Source organism: Nocardiopsis sp. MG754419, from assembly GCF_018207095.1.
GTDB lineage: Bacteria > Actinomycetota > Actinomycetes > Streptosporangiales > Streptosporangiaceae > Nocardiopsis.
This window is the reverse complement of the sequence record NZ_QOCZ01000029.1, coordinates 15,879-38,405: the sequence shown is the minus strand read 5'-3', so window position 1 is coordinate 38,405 and position 22,527 is coordinate 15,879. Positions and strand designations below refer to the sequence as shown.

Sequence of the window (22,527 nt, the reverse complement as noted above, 5' to 3'; positions counted from 1 at the left end):
CCGGGGCGGAGCCGGCCACCTCCGCCCCTCTCGGCCGCCTCAGTCGCGGCCGATCGACAGGTACTCCGCGGTCCGCACGAGCCGTTCGCGCTCGCCGAACGAGGCCATCACGTCGTCGGCGGCGGAGGAGTCGCCGGTCCGTACGATCTCCGACAGGACCCGGCGGCAGGCGTGGATCACCGCCCGCTGGAGGTCGGACGGGATGATCACGAGGCGGTAGCCCAGTTCGGCCAGACGCTCTGCGGGCACGACCGGGGTCTTTCCCCCGTGGAACATGTTGATCAGCTTGGGGCCGGGGATCTCCCGGGCGACGAGTTCGATCTGCTCGACGCTCTCCGGTGCCTCCACGAAGATCATGTCGGCCCCCGCGTCCCGATAGGCGTGGGCCCGTTCCAGGGCCGCGTCGACCCCCTCCGAGGCGATCGCGTCGGTGCGGGCGATCACCACCAGGTCCGGGTCGGTGCGCGCGTCCAGCACCGCGTGCAACTTGCCCACCATCTCCTCGGTGGGGACCAGCGACTTGTCGTCCAGGTGCCCGCAGCGCTTGGGGAACGTCTGGTCCTCCAAGTGCAGTCCGGCCACCCCGGCGCGTTCGAACAGCCCCATCGTGCGCACCGCGTTGACCGCGTTGCCGAACCCGGTGTCCGCGTCGGCGACCACCGGCAGCGAGGTCACCGCGGTCATCTGGGCCAGGCGCTCCGCCACCTCGGTCGGCCCGAGCAGCCCGATGTCGGGCACCCCGTGCGAGCGGGCGATCGCCCCGCCGCTCGCGTAGACCAGAGCGGCGCCGCTCTCCTCCACCAGCCGCGTGGTGAGTCCGTCGAACGCACCCGGCGCGATGTGGATGCCGCCCGCGTCGATCATGGCCCTCAGCCGTGTGGTCGTCCTCATGCCCGTCCTTCCCTCCCTGGCCGGCGCCGCGCGCCGAGACCGGGACCGGTCCCGCACACGGGCTGAATACCGTTTGTATACAATCCTGGACGAGCTTGGCCTCCGACGAGGGGGCTGTCAAGCCGGGATCGGACGATCATGAGGGGCACACCGTGGGTCAGGGCGAGCAGGTGTACGAACGGTTGCGCGAGGAGATCGTGGAGTGGGACCTGGCACCCGGGACCCACCTCAACGAGACCCGTCTGGCCGAGCGTCTCGGTGTGTCACGGACACCGTTGCGCGAGGCGTTGCTCCGGCTCTCCCGTGATCGCCTGGTGCGCCTCAGTCCGGGGAGGGGCGCCTTCGTCACCGAGATCGCGCTCCAGGACGTCGTCCACCAGTTCCAGATGCGGGAGGCGCTGGAGACCCACGCCGTGCGGCTGTGCGCCCGCAACGCCGAGCGCGCGGTCTTCGGCGCGCTCGCGGTGGACTTCCTCCGGTGGGAGGAGCACTTCGCCCGTGAGGGCGTCCACGGGGCGGAGACCGAGTACTACGCCCTCACCGACCGCCTGGACGCGGCCATCGCCGAGGGCACGGGCAACCCCTACCTGAGGGAGTCGCTCGCCGACGTCCGCCGTCACCTGCGCCGTATGCGCCGTCTCGCGCGGCGTACCCCCGAGCGGTTGCGGGTCGGGGCGGGCGAGCACGCCCGGATCTGCCGGGCCGCGCGGGAGGGGGCGGAGGAGGAGGCGGCGCGTGCGGTGGCCGACCACGTGAACAACAGCCTGCGCCACATCCTCGACGCTCTGGGCGGTGGCGCCTCGCGATGACGCCGGGTTCCGCTCATGGCCGAACCCCGGACGCAGAGGCTCAGGTCAACACCGTTGACACCCTCTGAAGTGGCAAGAGGGGGTGATCGGCATCACCGGGGGCCGATAGGGTCGATGTCGACCACAAGTCGACGGTTCAGGAGATTGTGTCTTGGTTCGTTCTTGGTATGAACTACCGGAGTACGTCCGACTGCGGCGCGTCAACGGGCTGCGTCTGTCCCCGGACGGCTCCCGCCTCGTAGCCCCCGTCAGCGACATCGCCCCCGACGCCAAGTCCTTCCGCTCCGCTCTGTGGGAGATCGACGTCGCCCCCGAGTCCGAGGACGGACGCGCCCCCCGACGCCTCACCCGCTCCACCAAGGGCGAGTCCGGTGCGGAGTTCCTGCCCGACGGCTCGGTGCTGTTCGCCACGGGCCGCCCCGACCCCGAGGCGGAGTCCGAGGGCGAACCGGGATCGGCGTTGTGGCTGCTCCCCGCCGAGGGCGGTGAGGCCCGTCAGGTCGCCTCCACCCACGGAGGCGTCGGCGCCTTCACGGTCGCCCGGGACAGCGGTCTCGTGGCGTTCACCGGTCGGGTGCTGCCGCGCTCGGAGGACCAGGAGGCCGACGCCGAGGCCCGCAAGGCCCGCAAGGAGGCCGGGGTCACCGCGATCCTGCACGAGGCCCTGCCGGTGCGTTCCTGGGACCACGACATCGGCCCCGACCACCCCCGACTGTTCACCGCCGCCCCGCCCGAGGACGGGGACGCGCGTCTGGGCGAGCCCCGGGACCTGACCCCCGACGCCGGTCTGGCCCTGTTGGGCGGTGCTCCGGCCCTCAGCCCGGACGGCTCGACGCTGTTCACCTCCTGGTCGGTGCCCACCTCCGGTGGCGCCTCCCGCAGCGAGGTCGTCGCCGTCGACACGGCCACCGGTGCGCGCCGTACCCTCGTCGGCGGCCCCGACGAGGAGCTGGAGTTCGCCGGTCCGGACATCTCCCCGGACGGCACCCGGGTCCTGGTGTTCGCCGACTCCGAGGGCGAGTACGACGGGGAACCCCGCGACGCCACCCTGTGGAGCGTCGACATCGCCACCGGTGAACGCCGCGACCTGCTCGACGGGCACGAGCTCTGGCCGCGCGACTACGCCTGGTCCGCCGACTCGACCACGGTCTTCTTCGTCGCCGACCAGAACGGTCGTCGTCCCGTGTTCCGCGTGGACCTCGCCACCGGCGAGGTCGCCCGCCTCACGGGCGACCACGGCGCCTACAGCGCGCTCAACCCCTCCCCGGACGGCCGGTACGTCTTCGCCCTGCGCGACGCCTGGGACGCCCCGCCCGCTCCGGTGCGACTGGACGCCGACGCCACCGACGGCGCACCCGTGCACCTGCGCACCCCCGGTTCCGAGCTGTCCATGCCGGGCACCCTCACCGAGATCGAGACCACCGCCGACGACGGCGCCCGGATCCGGTCCTGGCTGGTGCTGCCCGAGGAGGCGTCCGCGGACTCGCCCGCGCCGCTCATGCTCTGGGTCCACGGCGGTCCGTACATGAGCTTCAACGGGTGGAGTTGGCGGTGGAACCCGTGGCTGCTCGCGGCCCGCGGTTACGCCGTCCTGCTCCCGGACCCCGCCCTGTCCACCGGCTACGGCCAGGACATGCTGCGCCGTGCCTGGGGTCGGTGGGGTCCGCGCACCCACGCCGACGTCATGGCCATCACCGACGCGGCCGAGGCCCGGGAGGACATCGACGCCGAACGCACCGCCATGATGGGCGGTTCCTTCGGCGGCTACATGGCCAACTGGATCGCCGGGCACACCGACCGGTTCAAGGCGATCGTGTCCCACGCCTCCCTGTGGCAGCTGGACGGTTTCAGCGGTACCACCGACTACCCGCCGGTCTGGGAGAGCGAGTTCGGTACGCCGCTCGACCGGCCGGAGCGTTACGAGCTCAACTCGCCGCACCTGCACGCGGACAAGATCCGTACGCCCATGCTCGTCATCCACGGCGACAAGGACTACCGGGTGCCCATCGGTGAGGGTCTGAAGCTGTGGCGCGACCTCCTCCTGCACGAGGTCGAGGCCAAGTTCCTGTACTTCCCCGACGAGAACCACTGGATCCTCACCCCGGGCAACGCCCAGGTCTGGTACGAGACGATCTTCGCCTTCCTGGACCACCACGTCCACGGCAAGGAGTGGGTCAAGCCCGACCTTCTGTAGGCACCGCCTCTGAGACGCACCTCCCGGAGGGCCCCGGCACGCACGTGCCGGGGCCCTCCGGCGCGTCGGGGGCCCGGTCGCCCCTCCCCGAACGCGGTGAACGTCGCAGGACACGGAACCCGGGGTGCGCGCCACGCGTGGGTCCTTCGGGCCGGTGGGCCCTCACGCCAGGGGTCGTGAGGGTGCGCCGGGCCCTGGGTCACGGGGGCGCGCGTTCGGGTGCCGTCAGGCCGTGCTCCCTGAAACCCGGGTTGGCGCGGCGGGCGGGATCGCGAGGAAGGATCCCTGCCGCCGTGGGTGCCGAAGGTCGTCGACCACGCGGGCGCCCGAATACGCGCTGAAGCGCGGCGGAGGCCCGAAAGCGAGAACAGCCACAGCCTCCACGAACGCCGGCAGAGGCCGCGGCATAGGGTGCCAGGGGAGTCCCCGGGCACCCGCGCTCGGGGCCCACGAACGGAGAGGACAGCAGTGAGCACCACCCAGTCCCCGATCGACCGGGAGAAGCTGCGGGACCTGGCCGTGGCCGTGGCCACGGAGGCCGGCGAGTTCGCGGCCAAGGGGCAGGAGGGCATCACCGTCCTGGACACCAAGTCCAGCCCCACCGACGTCGTGACCGAGATGGACCGCAACACCGAGGAGCTCATCCGGGACCGACTGCTCGCGGTCCGCCCCGACGACGCGGTCCTGGGGGAGGAGGGCGGTGGTGTCGAGGGCACCAGTGGGGTGCGTTGGGTGGTCGACCCCATCGACGGCACCGTCAACTACCTGTACGGCGCACCCGACTGGGGAGTGGCGATCGCCGCCGAGGTCGACGGCGTGACGGTGGCCTCCGCGGTCGCCGTGCCCGTGCGGCGGCAGATCTTCGAAGCGGTCCTGGGGGGCGGTGCGCGTCTGGACGGGCGCGCACTCCACGCCCCCGAGGCCGTACCGCTGGACCAGGCGCTGGTCTCCACCGGTTTCGGGTACGAGGCCCCGCGCCGGATCCACCAGGCCCGGGTGCTGACGCAGGTGATCGGCCACATCCGCGACATTCGTCGCGGTGGCGCGGCCTCGGTCGAGATCACCGGTCTGGCCATGGGCCGCTGCAACGCCTACTACGAGCGGGGGCTGAACCTGTGGGACTGGGCCGCCCCCGGTCTGGTCGCCACCGAGGCGGGTGTGCGCCTGGGCGGACCGCACGGCGGACCCCCCACCGAGGACCTGGTGATCGCGGCCCGACCGGGTCTGTACGAGGACCTCGACGCGCTCCTCGCACCGCTGGGCGCGGACACCGACGGCTGAGGCCTCAGGTCACGACGCACAGGCGACCTCGGGCGGCGTGGGCCCGGGGTCGTGGGTGCCCGGGGGAGGCCTCGCGCGTGCGTGCGGGATCCCCTGGAGGTGGGCCCCGCGCACGGAGGTCGGTGGAGGGCCCCGGCACGGCGAGGCGGGAAGCCTCCCGCGTCGGGGGCGAAGGATCGGGCCGCGGCGCCGGCGCGGGTCCCGTCGGACACCGTGCCCCGGCGCCGTTCGGCCGTCTCACGCGTGGTGTTCGTGTTCGGGCGCAGCGGGTACCCGACCCGACGTCGTGCGCCCGAACACGGGCCTGGACACAGGCCCCGAAGAACGCGCCTTAAGGGCGGGTGTCGATCCCGTTGCGCGCGGCCATGCGGTACAGATCCTCGAGTTCCGCCGCTTGGGTGTCGGCAAGGTGGTCGTCCCCGGCGGCCTGCGCCGTCTGAAGCGACCGGTAGGTCTCGTTGATCCTGACCTTGATCTCCGCCATGAACTCGCCCATTGCACCTCTTCCAGGGGTAGACACCGGGTCACGATGGTGCACCGGTGTAGATGCGTGTGCTCACGCTGTGTGCGCGGCACGAACCGAAGCCGTCACGACCCTGTGACATGCGTGCTCGTCGCGGTCCGGGCCGGGCCCGATGTCCACGCGTGCGTTCCCTACGTCTACCTCACTGTGACCCGCGCCAAACCCACACCCCCGGCACGTAATGTTTCCGTGACGCGCGCGTGGCTTCCACCAGGCGAGAAGAGGCCGGTCGGGGGCGGTGTCGGGGCCGATCCGCGACGTGCGGAAGGGCCGGTGCCGGAGACCTGGTGAAGCCTCCGGAAAGAGTGTCCCAAGACACATTTTCCGGGAGTGCTCGGTGCTTACTTGTTTCTTATTCTTGATGTGTCAGATTTGAGATGTGCGGGGTTGAGTCGTCGCCGGCGGTTGGGGGATTCGCCGGCGGCGACCACCCCGTGCACAGGGGTCGTGAAGACTCCCGCGCCCAGCGCCCGTGCCACACGGGGCGAGGACGAGGTGGAACGCCTTCCGGTGTTCTCCGCACGGGTTTACCGTGTCCTTACCCTGATCGTGAGAGAACGGTTGACGCGGCCGGGACCAAGATCGCCGCTGCCGGTGTGTTGGGGGATGCGCCGGCAGCGGCCCCCCTTTTTTTCTTTCCCGGCCCCGAACCCCCCGAAGGACAACGTTGCGCGTACTCGTGGTCGAAGACGAACGGGTTCTGGCCGACACCGTGGCGGTCGGACTGCGGCGGGAGTCCATGGCCGTGGACGTCGTCTACGACGGTGACACCGCTCTGGAGTACACCGCGGTCAACGAGTACGACGTGGTCGTCCTCGACCGCGACCTCCCCGGGACGCACGGTGACGACGTCGCCCGCACCCTGGTGGGGGAGAGCTACAACGGGCGCATCCTCATGCTCACCGCCTCCGACGGGGTCCAGGACAAGGTCGAGGGGCTCACCATGGGCGCCGACGACTACCTGTCCAAACCCTTCGCCTTCCCCGAACTGGTCGCCCGGGTGCACGCCCTGGGGCGCCGTTCCGCGCCCCCGCTGCCGCCGGTTCTGGAACGCCACGGCATCAGCCTCGACCCCGCCAACCACCGGGTGCACCGGGACGGACGCGAGGTCGCCCTCACGCCCAAGGAGTTCGCGGTCCTGCAGGTGCTCATGCGCGCGCAGGGGACCGTGGTCAGCGCCGAGGGGTTGCTGGAGAAGGCCTGGGACGAGAACGCCGACCCCTTCACCAACGTCGTACGGGTCACCGTCATGACCCTGCGCAAGAAGCTCGGTGGTCCCCAGGTCATCCAGACCGTCCCCGGCGCGGGGTACCGGCTGTGAGACCGGGCGAGCGCCCCGAGCCCGGCCAGGTGGAGGCCACCCGCCCCGGTGACACCGGGACGTGGCGCAGCCTGAACTCCGTGGCCCCCGGAGGCGAGACCACAGAACGCTCCAGCGCCCACGCCACGGTGCGCCGCTTCACCGACAACCTCAGTCTCCGCGCCCGCCTCACGCTCATCTACGGGATGCTGTTCTTCGCGGCCGGCTCCCTGTTGGTCCTGGTCAACTACCTGGTCGTCGCGGTCCTGCTCAACGCGCTCCTGGCCGAGGAGAGCCTGGCCGAGCTCATCGAGCACAGCCACCACATCGAACAGGTCCTCACCCACGTCACCCGCTTCTCCCTGCTCGCCCTGTTCCTGGTCGGGCTGCTCGCGGTGGCACTGGGCTACGCGGTCGCCGGCCGCGCGCTCTCGCCCCTGCAGAAGATCACCCGTATCGCCCGGCGGCTGTCCGAACGTTCGCTGCACGAACGCATCGCGCTGTCCGGACCCGACGACGAGATCCGTGAGCTCGCCGACACCTTCGACGGCATGCTGGAACGCCTGGACCGCGCCTTCGACGGGCAACGGCGCTTCGTCGCCAACGCCTCCCACGAACTGCGCACGCCCCTGGCCATCAACCGGACCCTGCTCGAAGTGGCCCTGAGCGCTCCGGACGTCTCTCCCGACCTCAAGACGGTCGGTCAGACCCTCCTGGAGACCAACGCCCGCCACGAGCGCCTCATCGACGGCCTGCTGTTCCTGGCCAAGAGCGACCGCGAGCTGGAGGTCAAGGCCAAGGTCGACCTGGGCGAGGTCGCCGGCACCGTCCTCAGTCAACTGTCCGCCGACCTCGACTCCTCCGGACTCTCCCTGCGCCAGGACCTGCGTCCGGCCCCCGTCGTGGGCGACCCCGTCCTGCTGGAGCGGCTGGTCGCCAACCTGGTGGAGAACGCCCTCAAGTACAACGTCGACGACGGCGAGATCACTGTGCGCAGCGGCATGTACGAGGGGATGCCCGCCGTGCAGGTGGAGAACTCCGGCAAGCTCATCCCCGCCTACGAGATCGAGGGGCTCTTCGAGCCCTTCCGGCGCGGTTCCGGTGATCGGGTGGGGTCGGGGCGCAGCGCCGGCCTGGGCCTGTCCATCGTGCGCTCCGTGGTCCGCGCGCACGAGGGTGTGGTCACCGCCTGGCCCCGCGCCGGCGGCGGCCTGGTCGTCACCGTGTGCCTGCCCGTGCCGCCCGGACAGGGTGGAGAGAGCGGCGATCGTCGCTGAGGCCCCGGCACGGTCCACCGTCGGTCGGTCCCGCGCGGAAAGGGTGCGCGCCGGCCTCACGCGTCCCGAGCTGCGTCCGGCCACGCTTCGTGGTATTTATACGTGTCCGAGGACACGCCCACCCCTGTCACGAGCGGCGAGTCGGGGTGGGTATGCTTCCCCGGGCGTGGACACGGAGGGAATCCCTCCTGACGTGGGCATGTCTTGGTTTTCGCCCGAACTCGGGGGAGTTTTCCACGCTTGCCCGTTTTGTGGGCGCATTCGTGTTCTCCGGTCTACGAGACACCCGACGTTGGGTAGTACACGAAGGAATGACTCGTGCAGGGGCCTGGAAATCGTGGCCGCCTCCGGTCACGTTTTCGTGAGAAGGCCGCTGACCTGTGGAAGGTGACCCGGGAGGGGGCACCGACCGAGGACATCGGGAAAACTCATCGGCGGATCCGGGCACAACGAAGGTCTCTCAAGCGTTACACCCGCGCGACGAGGCACTAAACGAGGGGGATGGAGTTAGCAGAGATGGCCACCGACTACGACAGCCCGCGCAAGACTGACGAGGACATCAACGAGGACAGCCTCCAGGAGCTGCAGGCGCGGCGCGTGGACAAGGGCACCGGCACCATCGACGTCGACCCCGACGAGGTGGCCGAGGGCATGGAGCTGCCCGGTGCGGACCTGTCGGGCGAGGAACTCGCGGTGCGGGTGCTGCCCCGCCAGTCCGACGAGTTCACCTGCTCGCGCTGCTTCCTGGTGCACCACCGCAGTCAGCTCGCCGAGCAGCGCGCCGGCCAGCTGGTCTGCAAGGAATGCGTCTGACCCGCGCATCGACGGCTCTCCTGTCCCCCCGAAGGTCCCGAGAACCGGACGGGGTCAGGGAACGGGTCCGTGCGGCCATCGGCCGGTGACGGCGTCGCCGACTCCGGCCACGGGGGTTCCGCACGGCGGCCTGAGCGGCGGCGGGCGGTGGACGGCCGACTCCACCCGGGGAGAGCCCCGGTGGGGTGAGCCGTCCACCGCCACCCGTCCGTCGAGGTGAGGAGTCCCCACCCGGGGCGCGGTCAGACCTCCAGGTCGCGCCCGCCGGAACCCACCAGCTGCTTGCGGGCGGCGCGCACGGCCAGGACTCGGGCCACCTCCACGCCCACGCCCGCGACCACGGCCCAGCTGAGGGCGCGTCCCAGGCTCACGTCGGGGGACTCCAGGTCCGTCGGCGGTTCCTCCCCGGTCGCACGGGTCCAGGCGAAGGTCAGGGCCTTGCGCGTGACGAACTCGGCCGCGAAGCCCGCGACCATGCCGAGGACGACCGGTGTGACCTCACCGTCCTTCTTAGCCATTGTGAATCGTCCACCGTTTCCTTGTGCGTACGATGGTGCGCGCGGGCGCGCACCGTCTGCGGGGAAAGTCTTTCACGCCGGGACCGCCCCGCGCAGCGCGGCATGACGGGGGTGTCCCGAGGTCGTTCGCGGGAGGGCGTTTCCGCGGCGGTCAGAGCGGTGAAACCCGGAGCGACCATGGCCCCGAGCGCACTACCATTGCCCCATGACCAACCGCTCTCATTCCTTCCGCATGCCCGACAAGCCTTCGCTGGACGGTATCGAGGCGAAGTGGGTCGACGTATGGGATGAGTCCGGCGTCTACCACTTCGACCGCACCCGTGGCCGCGAGGACGTCTACTCGATCGACACCCCGCCGCCCACGGTCTCGGGCTCGCTGCACATCGGTCACGTGTTCTCCTACACGCACACCGACACCATCGCACGCTTCCAGCGTATGAACGGCAAGGCCGTCTTCTACCCCATGGGGTGGGACGACAACGGTCTGCCCACCGAGCGGCGTGTCCAGAACTACTACGGTGTGCGCTGCGACCCCTCGGTCCCCTACGACCCGGACTTCGAGCCTCCGCAGAAGCCCGACCCCAAGCGGCAGATCCCGATCTCCCGGCGCAACTTCATCGAACTGTGCGACCGGCTCACGATCGAGGACGAGAAGGTCTTCGAGTCGATCTGGCGCCGTCTGGGGCTGAGCGTCGACTGGCGGCACACCTACGCCACCATCGACGACAACTCCCGCGCGGCCGCCCAGCGCGCCTTCCTGCGCAACCTGTCCCGCGGTGAGGCCTACATGGCGGAGGCGCCCACGCTGTGGGACGTCACCTTCCGCACGGCCGTGGCCCAGGCCGAACTGGAGGACCGCGAGCGCCCCAGCGCCTACCACAAGGTCGCCTTCCACAAGCCCGACGGCACCCCGGTCCACATCGAGACCACCCGCCCCGAGCTGCTGGCCGCCTGTGTCGCGCTGGTCGCGCACCCCGACGACGAGCGGTACCAGGACCTGTTCGGCACCACCGTCACCACACCGGTCTTCGGTGTGCGCGTCCCGGTCAGGGCGCACCGGCTCGCCGACCCCGAGAAGGGGTCCGGCATCGCCATGATCTGTACCTTCGGTGACACCACCGACGTCACCTGGTGGCGCGAGCTCCAGCTGGAGACCCGCCCCATCATCGGCTGGGACGGCCGGATCATCGCCGACCCGCCCCGCGGCATCGACTCCGACGCCGCCCGCGAGGCCTACGCGACCCTGGCCGGGGCCACCGTCCACACGGCCCGCGAGCGCACCGTGGAACTGCTGCGCGCCGGAGGCGACCTGGTGGGCGAGCCCAAGCCCATCACCCACCCGGTGAAGTTCTACGAGAAGGGCGACAAGCCCCTCGAGATCGTCACCACCCGCCAGTGGTACATCCGCAACGGCGGCCGGGACGAGGACATCCGCGGACGCCTCATCGAGCGGGGCCGCGAGCTCACCTGGTACCCCGACCACATGCGCCAGCGGTACGAGAACTGGGTCGAGGGCCTCAACGGCGACTGGCTCATCAGCCGCCAGCGCTTCTTCGGCGTCCCGTTCCCGGTCTGGTATCCGCTCGACGCCGCGGGCAACCCGGACTACGACGCACCGCTGCTGCCCGCCGAGGACCGGTTGCCGGTCGACCCCAGCTCCCAGGTGCCCGACGGGTACACCGAGGACCAGCGTGGGCAGGCGGGCGGGTTCATCGGTGACCCGGACGTCATGGACACCTGGGCGACCTCCTCGCTGTCGCCGCAGATCGCCTCCGGCTGGGAACGCGACCAGGACCTGTTCGAGCGCGTCTTCCCGATGGACTTCCGTCCGCAGGGCCAGGACATCATCCGCACCTGGCTGTTCTCCACGGTCGTCCGCGCCCACTTCGAGAACGGCACCCTGCCCTGGAACACCACCGGCATCTCCGGCTGGATCCTGGACCCGGACCGTAAGAAGATGTCCAAGTCCAAGGGCAACGTCGTCACCCCGATCGCGCTGCTGGAGAAGTACAGCTCCGACGCGGTCCGGTACTGGGCGGCCAGCGGCCGACTGGGCACCGACACCGCGCTGGACGAGGGGCAGATGAAGGTCGGCCGCCGGCTGTCCATCAAGATCCTCAACGCCAGCAAGTTCGTCATGTCCGTCGCCGGTGAGCACGCCGGCACGGACCCGGCCCAGGTCACCGAGCCCCTGGACCGGGCGATGCTGGCCTCCCTGGCCGACGTGGTCGAGGACGCCACCGCGGCGTTCGTCGCCTACGACCACACCCGGGCCCTGGAGCGCGCGGAGCGGTTCTTCTGGGACTTCTGCGACGACTACCTGGAGCTGGTCAAGGCCCGCGCCTACGACACCTCCTCCGCCGAGGGCGCCTCGGCCCGCGCCGCCCTGCTCATCGCCCTGGGCGCGCTGCACAAGCTGTTCGCGCCCTTCGTCCCCTTCGTCACCGAAGAGGTCTGGAGCTGGTGGCGTGAGGGGTCGGTGCACGGCCAGTCCTGGCCCGAGGCGGCCGAGTACCGGCAGGCCGCCGCCGGTGGCGATCCGGCCGTCCTCGCCGCCACCGCCGAGGTGCTGCGCGCCGTCCGCAAGGCCAAGTCCGAGGCCAAGCTGTCCATGCGCGCCGAGGTCGAGCACGTCCGGGTCTCCGGCAAGCAGGTCGAGGCGGCCCGCGCCGCCGCGTCCGACATCGCGGCCGCCGGTCGCACCACCGGGATCGATTTCCACGCCACCGACGAGGGCGAGCTCTCCGTCGAGGTGACCCTGCCCCCGGCCGAGGAGCCGGCCGCCGAGTAACGACCTCGGCGAGAACGCGTGAGGGCGGGGCGGTACCGGGAGCACGTCCCGGGCCGCCCCGCCCGCGCGTGCGACACCACGCCCTCCGGGCCCTCCCCGCGCCGGTCGCCCCGGCCCGTTCGGCCACCCGGGCAACGCCCGGGGAACGATAGGCTCGGCAGATGTGAGTACCTCATCCCTGGAAGGCACCCGGGTGTCCGTCACGGTCAGCCGTTTGGACCCCGGTCTGCCTCTGCCCACCTACGCCCACCCCGGTGACGCGGGCGCCGACCTGTACACCGCCACGGACGTCGTCCTCGCCCCCGGTGAGCGCGTCACCGTGCCCACGGGCCTGGCGATCGCCCTGCCCGACGGGTACGCGGCCTTCGTGCACCCCCGTTCCGGGCTGGCCGCCCGGTGCGGACTGACGATCGTCAACGCGCCCGGGACCGTGGACGCGGGATATCGGGGCGAGATCAGGGTGACCCTGCTCAACACCGACGCCCGCACCCCCGTGGAACTGTCGCGCGGTGACCGGATCGCCCAGCTGGTGATCCAACGCGTGGAACGGGCGGAGTTCGTCGAGGCGGACACCTTGCCGGACTCGGTGCGGGGATCGGGTGGTTTCGGTTCGACCGGGGGCCATGCCGCACGGCCATGACATCCCCGACTCCCCGGTGTGATCCCGGGACCCACCAAGAAGCGAAGAGGTGAAGGCGTGTTCGGACGCCGCCGTAAGAAGCGGGACCAGGAGACCGAGAGAGCCGCGCAGGAGCAGGCCCGCACGCAGGAACGTCGCGGAGCCGCCGGCGCGGTCTCGTTCGACAACGAGGTGGAGCCGGAGCGTCCCTCCGCGCAGCCGCCCAAGGGCGAGGACCGCCACCGGGCCACCGGCCCCTGGGACTCCACCGAGGACGCTCCCGAGGCCAAGCGGATGGACCTCGGCAGCATGCTTCTGCCGATGGCGCAGGGCACCGAGATCCAGGTGAACGTCGCCCAGGACCGTCAGAAGAAGCAGAAGATCATCGGCGTGACCCTGGTGCGCGGCAAGACCGCGCTGCAGGTGCAGCCCTTCGCCGCGCCCAAGTCCTCCGGGCTGTGGGCCGAGATGCGCGAGGAGCTGCGCGAGCAGGTCACGCAGCAGGGCGGCAAGGTCGAGGACCACGAGGGGACCTTCGGCCCCGAGCTGCAGGCGGTCATCCCGATCAAGGGCAAGACGACCGAGGACGGCCGTCAGCTGGGCCAGCGGGTGCGGTTCATCGGAGTGGACGGGCCGCGCTGGGTCCTGCGCGGGGTCATCCGCGGCGAGGGCGCCTCCAAGCCCGAGGTCATGTCGGAGATCGAGCAGGTGTTCTCGAACATCGTCGTGGTGCGCGGTGACCAGCCCGTGCCCCCCAACGAGCTGCTGCCGATCACCGTGCCCAAGGAGATCCAGGAACAGATGGCCACCGCGGCCCGTCAGCGCGCCGCGCAGCAGGCCGCCCAGACCGGCAACGCCGGAAGTTCGCCCAACGGGTCGGCGCCCGGCCCCGGCGGCGGTCCCGTCGAGGCCTGACGCCACGGTTCCGGGGGCCACGGCTCCGGGGGTGCGTGTTCTCCGTAGTGTGTCGTTCATGAACGAGACGACGCGAAACAGCACTCCCCGGCCGTTCCCGGAGGACTGGCAGCGAGCCCTGGCGGTGGTGGCCCACCCCGACGACCTGGAGTTCGGCGTCTCCTCGGCGATCCACCGATGGACGTCGCAGGGCAAGGACGTGGTCGAGCTGCTCGTGACCAAGGGCGAGGCCGGGATCGACTCGCTCGACCCGGGCGCCTGCGCGCCGGTGCGCATGGCCGAACAGCACGCCTCCGCCGAGGCCGTCGGCGCGGCCACCGTGGAGTTCCTCGACTTCCCCGACGGCCTGCTGGAGTACGGTCTGCCCCTGCGCCGGGCGCTGGCCGGGGCGATCCGTCACCACCGCCCCGACGTGATCGTGTCCATCAACTTCCGCGAGCGCTTCGCCGGAGGCGACGGCGGGTTCAACCACGCCGACCACCGGGTCCTCGGCCCGGCCCTGTTGGACGCGGTACGCGACGCCGCCAACCGGTGGGTCTTCACCGAACAGCTGGTGGAGGGAACCGAGCCCTGGTCGGGGGTGCGTAAGGTGGCCTTCGGTGCCGCGCCGGACGCCACCCACCACGTGGAGCTGAGCGAGGAGAACCTGGCCGCAGGCATCGCCTCCCTGGACGCGCATCGGGTGTACCTGTCCGCTCTGGACGGGTTCGACCAGAAGGGCTTCCTGCGCCGCAGCGCGGTGCTGGCGGGGGAGCGGGCCGGGGTACCGCTGGCGACCACCTTCGAGGTGTTCGAGGTCTGACGAGAGACGGGGAAGTCGATGGGGGAGCGGTCGATGGCGGGCGAGGGACGCGGATTCCGCTGGGGAAGGGTCCTGGTCCTGGCCACGGCCACGGTCGTCGCACTGCTGCTGGTGGCCGTCCTCGCCTTCCTCGGCTGGGCGCTCACGCCCTACCGGGCCGAGGCCGAGCCGTTGGCGCGGGCGGAGGGCGACCCGGCGGTGGAGGTGTCCCGGGGTGAGGACTCCGTGGTGCTCACCCCGACCGCAGAGCCCTCGGGCACGGGGATCGTCTTCTACCCGGGGGCGCGGGTGGAACCCGACGCCTACGTGGCCTCCTGGGCCCCGGTGGTGGCCGCCACGGGTGTGACGGTCGTGGTGCCGCACGTGCGCCTCCACCTGGCCCTGCTCGACCAGGCCCGGGCGGAGAGCGCCGTGCGCGAGGCGCCGGACGTGGACACCTGGTACCTGGGCGGACATTCGATGGGCGGCGCCTTCGCCGCGCAGCACCTGGGCGGGGGCGACTCCGACACCGACTGGACCGGGCTGGTGCTGTGGGCCTCCTACGCGGTGGACTCCGCCGAACTGGCCGCCCGCGAGGACCTCAGGGTGCTCTCCGTCGCCGGCGGTCGGGACGAGGTCCTGCCGCCTGCGGAGATCGAGGAACGCCGGTCCGCGCTGCCCGCCGACGCCCTCATGGTGACCATCGAGGACATGAACCACGCCCAGTTCGGAGCCTACGGGGAGCAGTCCGGCGACGGGGAACCGCAGGCGAGCACGGCCGAGGCCCACGAGGAACTCGCCGCCGTCACCACCGACTTCCTCGTCCCCTGACCCGCGACCCGCAGCCGCGCGCGGCGGCGGGTCGGTGGGACGATCAGGTGGCGGGGCCGGGATCGACGGGGTCGGTGACGTACCCGGTGAACAGCAGGGCCGGACCGCGGCGCAGGGCGACGTGGAAGGGACGGTCCACCGTGAAGCGTTCGGCCTTGGGCGGGATGGCGGCGGCCATGGTCATCACCGCCGCAGTGGCCGCCGCGCCCTCGGCGCCGCGCTCGTCCACCCGGAGCACCGACTGGTGCACGATCGCGTCCACCTTGAGCGGCTCCTCGCTGATCCCGGAGAAGTCCGCGTCGTCGGTGGCCAGTGCCCGGACCGGGACGGCGCTGTCGGCCAGCGGGCCGAGCAGGGCGATATCGCTGTCGATCGCGAACCGGGGCAGGGCCAGCTCGACCTGCCGGTGGCGCCGTGCCCGGTACAGCTCGCGCAGGGTCCGCTCGTCCGGCGACTCCTCCTCGCCGAGGAACACGTCCAGGGTCAGCCCGTGCTCGCCCGGCAGGCTCAGCATGCGCCATCCGCCGTGGTCGGCGAGCGCCATACGACCGGTCCGGTGCATGGTCGGCACCGCACGGGTTCCGGTCGGCGCGTGGAAGGGGCGGTCCCGGGTCTGGGCCACCTCGAAGGGGTCGCGCCAGACCATCTTCACCCACAGGGCGTTGACCAGCATCATCCGCACGTCGGGGTGGACCGTCCCGGGGGAGAGGAGTTGGTCGATCAGCCCCTGGGTGACCTCGCCGACCCGTGCGTTGATCGCGCGGCGCACCCCCTCGGGGTCGCCGCGGAAGTCGACCAGGTCCACCTCGGCGCCGGCCCGGGACCGCACCCGGTCCGCGAAGTCGGCGCGGACCGGCAGGTCGGCGGGGACGTAGAGGCCGTTGAGGACCGCCAGGTCCAGCCCGTCGGAGGCCTGGACCGCCGCGTCCAACGCCGCACGGTGCCCGGCCAGGTCACCGCCGGTGGCCAGCAGGTCGGCGAGTTCGCTCCGCGTCCGTCCGCCGGCCCCTTCCGCCAGCAGGGTGAGGACGGAACCGACCGAGTACGGGGACCAGAGGTGGGAGGAGTCCTTCTCCGTCAGGCGTCGTTCCAGGACGGCGGCGAAACGTGCGTGGTCCTCCTGGGGCGGGTGGTCCTCTCCCATGGTGCTCAACCGGTCCTCCTCGTCGCGTGCGGGTGGGCCGCCAGAGTACGGAACCCCACCGACGGTCCGCCAGGGGTACGGTCCGCGGTCGTCGACGGGGAGGTGAGAAGGCGCACGCGACAAGGCGGGACGAACGCGGACGAGGGTGGTCGAGTCACCGCCACGGCCACCAGGGACGCGGTCCGCGGCCGGTGACGGCTCACATAGGGTGGAACATCATGGCCGGTGGCCCGAGCGGGCCCACGGACGGACGCGGACGCGGGAGCGGGATGACTGATCAGCAGCGGGCCTCCGACGAGGAGGTCCGGTCCGAGGACCGGGTGGACGCACCGGTCGTCACCGAGGACACGGTCGAGGCCCTGGTCCGCAGCAAGCTCGCCGAGGCACTCGGTGGCAAACGCGGCATGGTCGAGGCGGCGGTCCCCACCCTGACCTTCACCGTCTCCTACATCATCGGCTCGGACCTGCGACTGTCGATCATGCTCGGGGTGGCCGCCGCGCTGCTGCTGGGCGTGATCCGTCTGGTCCAGCGCTCCTCGGTGCAGTTCGTCCTCACCAGCCTGTTCGGCATCGGCATCGCCGCGGTGTTCGCGATGCGCAGCGGCAACGCCGCCGACGCCTTCCTGCCCGGGGTCATCTACAACGCCGTGTACGCGGTGGTGCTGAGCATCTCGGTCCTGGTGCGCTGGCCCGCCATCGGTCTGATGATCGGTCCGTTCATCGGACACAAGGAGGACTTCACCTCCTGGCGCGCCAACCCCGCCGTGGTCACGCTGGCGTCGCGTCTCACCTGGTTGCTGGTGCTGCCCTGCGTCATCCGCGTCGTGGTCCAGTACCCGCTGTGGCTCGCCGACAACCAGGGCTGGGCCGACACCTTCGCCCTGCTGGGCTTCTCCAAGGTCGCGATGGGGTGGCCCCTGCAGGTGGCCGCCTTCGCCGCCATGGTGTGGGTCCTGGCGCGCGGCCGCACACCCCTGGAGCAGGATCGTCCCGCGTCGGACGGTGCGAGCGTCCCCGACACGGACCGCTCCTAGACGGTCTTCCTCGGGGCCTCCGTCGGAGCCCGAGGAACACCCCCTGGGATGCGTCGATCGGCGCCTATTCGAGTGCGGCCGGGTCGGCCTCGTCGACCGGACCCAGGACCTCCTCCAACGGACGCAGGGCGTCCGGCTCGGCCAGGAACACCAGGGTGGTGCCCACCGACAGGGTGCGCTCGGGGTCCGGCGGGCGTACCCCGCCCGGCCCCAGCACCGCCACCAGCGCGACCCCCTCGGGCAGCGCCTCGACCAGGTCCCCCTCAGCGCGTTCCACGAACCTGCTGCCCGCGTGCAGAACCGACTCGGCGATCTCCGCGCCGGGCAACGGCGGTAGGGCGCCGTCCTCGGCGAGATCCTCCTCCTCGGGCATCCCCTCCACCAGGTCGGCGATGAGGCGGGGCGGGGAGACCGCCAGGTCCACGCCCCAGGAGTCGTTGAACAACCACTCGTTGTCGGGGTCGTTGATCCGGGCGATGACCCGGTCCACCGCGAACTCGGTCTTGGCCAGCAGCGACACCACCAGGTTCACCTTGTCGTCGCTGCTGGCGGCGATGACCACGTCGAAGTCGCCGATCCGCGCGTCCTCCAGGGTGGCCAGCTCACAGGCGTCGGCGAGCAGCCACTCCACCTGGGGCAGGTCGTCCACCCCGATCGCCCGGGTGTCCCGGTCGATCAACAACACGTCGTGTCCGCCGCCCGCCAACTCCGTGGCGATGGAACGGCCCACACTCCCGGCCCCCGCGATGGCGATCCGCATGTCACCCACGCCCCGTCTCGTCCGCGCGCGGCCCGTCCAGCCGCGCGGCCAGCTCGCCCATGTCACGGCCGTGCGCGACCACGTGCAGCACGTCGCCCTCGGCCAACCGCTCCCCGGAGGAGGCGAGGGTGATCCGCCCCTCGCGCACCAGGTACACCAGCCGGAGCGGAGCGGTCTCCTCCAGTTCGGCCACGGTCGACCCGGCCCACCCCTGAGGCAGGGGGATCTCGCGCATCGCGAGGGTGCCCGAGGCGTCCTGCCACTCGGGGGCGGTGTCCGACCGGCCGTCACCGGGGACCACCCGACGCAGGATGGAGTCGGCGGTCCAGCTGACCGTCGCCACCGTCGGGATGCCGAGCCGTTGGTACACCTCGGCCCGCCGGGGGTCGTAGATGCGGGCGACCACGTTCTCGACGCCGAACTCCTCGCGGGCCACCCGCGCCGCGATGATGTTGGAGTTGTCACCGTTGCTCACCGCGGCGAACGCCGACGCGCGGTCCACACCCGCCGACAACAGGACCTCGCGGTCGTGGCCGACACCGCGCACGGCGTGTTTGGCCACCGAGCCGCGCAACCGGCGGAACGCGTCCGGATCCTGGTCGATCACCGCCACCGTGTGGCCCAGGTCCACCAATGTGTGCGCCAGAGTGGAACCCACCCGGCCGCACCCCATGATCACGATGTGCACCTCGTCAGCACTCCCCGTCCACCTCGGGGCGCACGGGTCGTGTCCCGTGGCCCGACGCCTACACCTTGGCACACATCGTCGTGACACGCGCGATCACCCCGACCGCCGTTCCCCGATCAGTTCGGGCGGTGCGAAAGGCCCGGTAGATTGGGGTCGGTTGGTGGCTGTGCGCGCAGGGTCACCGCAGGACCCGACCCCACCACCGAAGGACACCGCCATGGCCCGTGTAGGCACCGAGATCGAGATGACCGTCGAGGACGTCGCCCACGGCGGCTGGTGCGTGGGACGCCACGACGAACAGGTCGTGTTCGTCCGCCACGCGCTGCCGGGCGAGCGCGTGCGGGTGCGGGTCACCGAACAGACCACCCGCTTCCTGCGGGGCGAGGCGATCGAGGTGCTCACCGCCTCTCCCGACCGGGTCGAGGCGCCCTGCCCCTACTCCGGGCCCGGCATGTGCGGTGGCTGCGACTGGCAGCACGCCTCCCTGGACGCCCAGCGCCGTCTCAAGGGCAAGGTCGTCGCCGACCAGCTGAGCCGGATCGCCGGCATCGACGTGGACGTGGACGTGGAGGAACTGCCCGGCACCCCCGACGGTCTGGGCTGGCGCACGCGGGTGCGCTTCTCCGTCGACACCGACGGCCACGCCGGGCTGCGCCGCCACCGCTCGCACGACATCGAGCCCATCGACCGTTGTCTCATCGCGCACCCCGGCGTCACCGAGCTCGGTGTCACCGAAGGGCGCTGGGACGACATCAAGGACGTGGAGGCGGTCGCGTCGGCCACGCGCGCCGACCGCGCCATCGTGGTCACCCCGACCACCGCCAAGCTCGGTGCGCTGCCCGACCTCAAGGCGTCCAGCGCTGTGCTGCGCCGCTTCAAGGGCGGACGCGTGCAGTCGGTGCGCGGACGCAAGGGTGTGCGCGAGGACGTCGCCGGACGTGAGTACCGCGTCGGCGCCGGCGGGTTCTGGCAGGTGCACCCGGCCGCCGCCGAGACGCTCAGCGCCGCCGTCGTCGACGCGCTGGAGCCCAAGCCGGGTGAGACCGCGCTGGACCTGTACTGCGGTGCCGGACTGTTCACCGGGGCGCTCGCCGAGCGGGTGGGCCCCGAGGGGCGCGTGATGGGCGTGGAGAACGGTGCCAACGCCGTGCGCGATGCCGAGTACAACCTCAAGGACCTGTCGCAGGTGCGGGTCGAGCGCAACGACGTGGACAAGCAGATGCGCGAGTGGGCCGACGTGCGCGCCGACGTGGTCGCCCTGGACCCGCCGCGCGCGGGTGCGGGCAAGGAGGTCGTGCAGAAGGTGGCGGGCATGAAGCCGCGTCGTGTCGCCTACGTCTCCTGCGACCCGGCCACGCTCGCCCGCGACCTGGCCGAGTTCGATCGCCGCGGCTACCGGTTGGTGGGGCTGCGCGCCTTCGACGCCTTCCCCATGACCCACCACGTCGAGTGCCTGGCGGTGCTCGAACCGGTCCGGCTCGCCCGCCGGCACCGGGAGGCCGCCGAGGACGGCGAGGAGTAGAGACCCTCGTGGAGCGGGGCCCCGGGCGGAGTACCCGGGGCCCCGCGGCCTTTGTCACCGTGGGTCGCGGACCGGGTTGTCGATGTCGCCCGGCGGCGGAGATCGCGCCCCGGTCGACCGTTGCGGCCCGATGGGTGCCGCCCGGGTGATCGCCGGGGTCGACGCGGCCCGCGCCGACGCGGTCGGATGGACGCGGACGTCCGGTGCGCGGTGAGACGAGTCGCGCGGCGTCCCGACGTTCGCGCCGGGCCGAGCCGGGGAACGGCCATAGGAGCGTCGATGACCCGCCGCACGGCGGAGCGGGGCACCCGTGAAAGGGGACACGTCCATGGCACTGCACGGCAGGAACCCGGGGGAGGACCACCCCATCACCGTCGAACCCACCGGCGCGCCGGTCACGGTGCGGGTCGGTGACCGGGTGGTCGCCCGGACCACGACCGCGCTGACCCTGCGCGAGGCCCGGTACCGGCCGGTCCAGTACGTCCCGCTCGCCGACGTGGACCCTGTCCTCCTGAGGCGGAGTTCCTCCACCACCTACTGCCCCTTCAAGGGCACCGCGGCCTACTACGATCTCGACCTGCCGGAGGGTGAGGACCTCGCCGACGCGGTGTGGACCTACGAACGGCCCTACCCCGGGGTCGCCGCCATCGCCGACCACGTCGCGTTCTACCCGGGCCGGGTACGGATCGAGGTCGAGGGCCGCCCCGAGGGCTGAGCGGCGCCCCGCGCCGGTGAGGGCACGGGGCGCGCGGATCAGCGCCGGGAGGGCGCCTTGAGGACGGCCAGCCCCAGGGCCAGGACGACCAGCCCGGACCAGGACACCCAGGGAAGCCGTTCACCGACCAGCGCCACGCCCAGCACCGCCGCGACCGCCGGCTCGGCGAGGCTGAGGGTCGTGGCGGTGGACGCCGAGGTGTGCCGCAGCCCGTGCCCGAACAACCAGTACGCCAGGAACACCGTGAACAGGGCCAGGTGCAGGGCGACCAGGGCGCCGTTCACCGTGGCCAGCCACGCCGTTCCGGTGGCCAGGACCACCGGCAGGACCAGCACGCCGCCGCCCGCGAACATCGTCCCCATCACCGCGCCGGAGGTGTGCCCCCGTCGGATCAGGCGTTCGGCGATGATCGCGTACAGCGAGTAGGAGAACCCCGCCACCAACGCGAGGAGGACCCCCAGCGGATGCACCGGGGTGGAGGCGCCGACCAGGTCGGGGCCGAGGACGAGCACGGCGCAACCCAGAACCGCCGCGACCGTCGCGGCCGTCCAGCGTCCGCTGGGTCGGACCCGTTCCAGCACCCAGGCCAGCAACCCCGCGAAGACCGGGGCGCTGCCCAGGGTGATGACGGTGCCCACGGCCACACCGGCGTGGGCGACCGCGGGATAGAAGGACAGGGGGTATCCGGCGACCGCGACCGCCCCCAGCAGGAGGGTCAGCCGGGTGCGCCGGTCGGACCGGGTGATCAGGGACACCGAGCCCCGGCCGACGAGGAACAGCAGGATCCCGCCCAGGACCAGCCCGGCCGAGCCGATGGCCGCCGGATGGGCGCCGGCGGGGGCGAAGGAGCTCGCGGTTCCGGTGGTGCCCCACAGCACGGCGGCACCGAGGATCGGCAGGGGGCCGCCGGCGAGCCGGGACAGGGTGGTGTTCGACCGTTCGTCGGCCATGGAGGAAGTGTGTTCTGGCACGTTCGTGCTTTCCGTCTCGACGCCTGGAGTACTGCCGTGTGGGCGCACGACGGACGGGCCGCTCACCGTGTCGGCGGGGCCGCGGAGTCCGGGGAAGGTCGTTCGGTGCGCCCGATCAGGCGTGCAGAGGCGGCAGGACCTTGTGCCAGT

21 protein-coding genes are annotated in these 22,527 nt (G+C 71.7%); 14 read left to right on the top strand and 7 right to left on the bottom strand.

Annotation, left to right across the window (positions count from 1 at the left end):
• Positions 1-39: 39 nt before the first annotated feature.
• Complete coding sequence (locus DSY14_RS08570; protein WP_249187537.1) at positions 40-891, bottom strand: oxaloacetate decarboxylase; 852 nt, start codon at positions 889-891, stop codon at positions 40-42.
• Between the two features lie 95 nt (positions 892-986).
• Here DSY14_RS08570 and DSY14_RS08565 point away from each other — a divergent pair, with 95 nt between their 5' ends.
• The 3 genes from DSY14_RS08565 (at position 987) to DSY14_RS08555 (ending at position 5,175) form a co-directional block, all read left to right on the top strand.
• Positions 987-1,700, top strand: coding sequence for a GntR family transcriptional regulator (locus DSY14_RS08565; RefSeq protein ID WP_211715946.1), 714 nt, complete (start codon positions 987-989; stop codon positions 1,698-1,700).
• Positions 1,701-1,851: 151 nt separating this feature from the next.
• A complete protein-coding gene (locus DSY14_RS08560; RefSeq protein ID WP_211715945.1) occupies positions 1,852-3,894 on the top strand; it encodes a S9 family peptidase in 2,043 nt (680 codons plus the stop codon).
• Between the two features lie 468 nt (positions 3,895-4,362).
• On the top strand, positions 4,363-5,175 hold the full coding sequence (locus DSY14_RS08555) for an inositol monophosphatase family protein (RefSeq protein ID WP_211715944.1): 813 nt from the start codon (positions 4,363-4,365) through the stop codon (positions 5,173-5,175).
• Positions 5,176-5,506: 331 nt separating this feature from the next.
• Here DSY14_RS08555 and DSY14_RS08550 read toward each other — a convergent pair whose 3' ends face one another.
• Entirely contained in the window at positions 5,507-5,671 is a 165-nt protein-coding gene (locus DSY14_RS08550) for a hypothetical protein (protein WP_211715943.1), read from the bottom strand.
• A gap of 694 nt (positions 5,672-6,365) precedes the next feature.
• Here DSY14_RS08550 and DSY14_RS08545 point away from each other — a divergent pair.
• The 3 genes from DSY14_RS08545 (at position 6,366) to DSY14_RS08535 (ending at position 9,088) form a co-directional block, all read left to right on the top strand.
• Complete coding sequence (locus tag DSY14_RS08545; protein WP_211715942.1) at positions 6,366-7,019, top strand: response regulator transcription factor; 654 nt, start codon at positions 6,366-6,368, stop codon at positions 7,017-7,019.
• Positions 7,016-8,275 carry a cell wall metabolism sensor histidine kinase WalK gene (locus tag DSY14_RS08540; protein WP_211715941.1) on the top strand — a complete coding sequence of 420 codons (1,260 nt, stop codon included), beginning with the start codon at positions 7,016-7,018 and terminating at the stop codon, positions 8,273-8,275. The genes DSY14_RS08545 and DSY14_RS08540 overlap by 4 nt, the downstream gene beginning before the upstream one ends.
• 516 nt (positions 8,276-8,791) lie before the next feature.
• Positions 8,792-9,088, top strand: a complete 297-nt coding sequence (locus tag DSY14_RS08535) for a DUF4193 domain-containing protein (RefSeq protein ID WP_211715952.1) — start codon at positions 8,792-8,794, stop codon at positions 9,086-9,088.
• Between the two features lie 242 nt (positions 9,089-9,330).
• Here DSY14_RS08535 and DSY14_RS08530 read toward each other — a convergent pair whose 3' ends face one another.
• Positions 9,331-9,606: a DUF4235 domain-containing protein gene (locus DSY14_RS08530; RefSeq protein WP_211715940.1), complete on the bottom strand. Its 276-nt coding sequence runs from the start codon at positions 9,604-9,606 to the stop codon at positions 9,331-9,333.
• Positions 9,607-9,811: 205 nt separating this feature from the next.
• On the opposite strand from DSY14_RS08530, the gene valS reads away from it, so the two are divergent.
• The 5 genes from valS (at position 9,812) to DSY14_RS08505 (ending at position 15,543) form a co-directional block, all read left to right on the top strand.
• A complete protein-coding gene (valS, locus tag DSY14_RS08525) occupies positions 9,812-12,397 on the top strand; it encodes a valine--tRNA ligase (RefSeq protein WP_211715939.1) in 2,586 nt (861 codons plus the stop codon).
• 163 nt (positions 12,398-12,560) lie between these two features.
• On the top strand, positions 12,561-13,037 hold the full coding sequence (gene dut / locus DSY14_RS08520) for a dUTP diphosphatase (protein WP_211715938.1): 477 nt from the start codon (positions 12,561-12,563) through the stop codon (positions 13,035-13,037).
• A gap of 57 nt (positions 13,038-13,094) precedes the next feature.
• The gene (locus DSY14_RS08515) at positions 13,095-13,931 is read left to right on the top strand and encodes a DUF3710 domain-containing protein (protein ID WP_211715937.1); all 837 of its coding nucleotides are present in this window, start codon (positions 13,095-13,097) and stop codon (positions 13,929-13,931) included.
• A gap of 58 nt (positions 13,932-13,989) precedes the next feature.
• Positions 13,990-14,733, top strand: coding sequence for a PIG-L deacetylase family protein (locus DSY14_RS08510; protein WP_211715936.1), 744 nt, complete (start codon positions 13,990-13,992; stop codon positions 14,731-14,733).
• Positions 14,734-14,766: 33 nt separating this feature from the next.
• Positions 14,767-15,543, top strand: coding sequence for an alpha/beta hydrolase (locus DSY14_RS08505; protein WP_211715935.1), 777 nt, complete (start codon positions 14,767-14,769; stop codon positions 15,541-15,543).
• 43 nt (positions 15,544-15,586) lie between these two features.
• Here DSY14_RS08505 and DSY14_RS08500 read toward each other — a convergent pair whose 3' ends face one another.
• On the bottom strand, positions 15,587-16,687 hold the full coding sequence (locus DSY14_RS08500; RefSeq protein WP_211715951.1) for a serpin family protein: 1,101 nt from the start codon (positions 16,685-16,687) through the stop codon (positions 15,587-15,589).
• A gap of 269 nt (positions 16,688-16,956) precedes the next feature.
• Here DSY14_RS08500 and DSY14_RS08495 point away from each other — a divergent pair, with 269 nt between their 5' ends.
• The gene (locus DSY14_RS08495) at positions 16,957-17,721 is read left to right on the top strand and encodes a DUF3159 domain-containing protein (RefSeq protein WP_211715934.1); all 765 of its coding nucleotides are present in this window, start codon (positions 16,957-16,959) and stop codon (positions 17,719-17,721) included.
• Between the two features lie 64 nt (positions 17,722-17,785).
• Here DSY14_RS08495 and DSY14_RS08490 read toward each other — a convergent pair whose 3' ends face one another.
• Positions 17,786-18,481, bottom strand: a complete 696-nt coding sequence (locus DSY14_RS08490; RefSeq protein ID WP_249187543.1) for a TrkA family potassium uptake protein — start codon at positions 18,479-18,481, stop codon at positions 17,786-17,788.
• A gap of 1 nt (position 18,482) precedes the next feature.
• Positions 18,483-19,169 carry a TrkA family potassium uptake protein gene (locus DSY14_RS08485; protein ID WP_211715932.1) on the bottom strand — a complete coding sequence of 229 codons (687 nt, stop codon included), beginning with the start codon at positions 19,167-19,169 and terminating at the stop codon, positions 18,483-18,485.
• 217 nt (positions 19,170-19,386) lie between these two features.
• Here DSY14_RS08485 and DSY14_RS08480 point away from each other — a divergent pair, with 217 nt between their 5' ends.
• Together DSY14_RS08480 and DSY14_RS08475 are read left to right on the top strand one after the other, a co-directional pair.
• A complete protein-coding gene (locus DSY14_RS08480; protein ID WP_211715931.1) occupies positions 19,387-20,691 on the top strand; it encodes a class I SAM-dependent RNA methyltransferase in 1,305 nt (434 codons plus the stop codon).
• A 328-nt stretch (positions 20,692-21,019) separates the two neighbouring features.
• Positions 21,020-21,406: a DUF427 domain-containing protein gene (locus DSY14_RS08475; protein WP_211715930.1), complete on the top strand. Its 387-nt coding sequence runs from the start codon at positions 21,020-21,022 to the stop codon at positions 21,404-21,406.
• Positions 21,407-21,444: 38 nt separating this feature from the next.
• Here DSY14_RS08475 and DSY14_RS08470 read toward each other — a convergent pair whose 3' ends face one another.
• Complete coding sequence (locus DSY14_RS08470; protein ID WP_211715929.1) at positions 21,445-22,377, bottom strand: DMT family transporter; 933 nt, start codon at positions 22,375-22,377, stop codon at positions 21,445-21,447.
• Positions 22,378-22,527 lie beyond the last annotated feature (150 nt).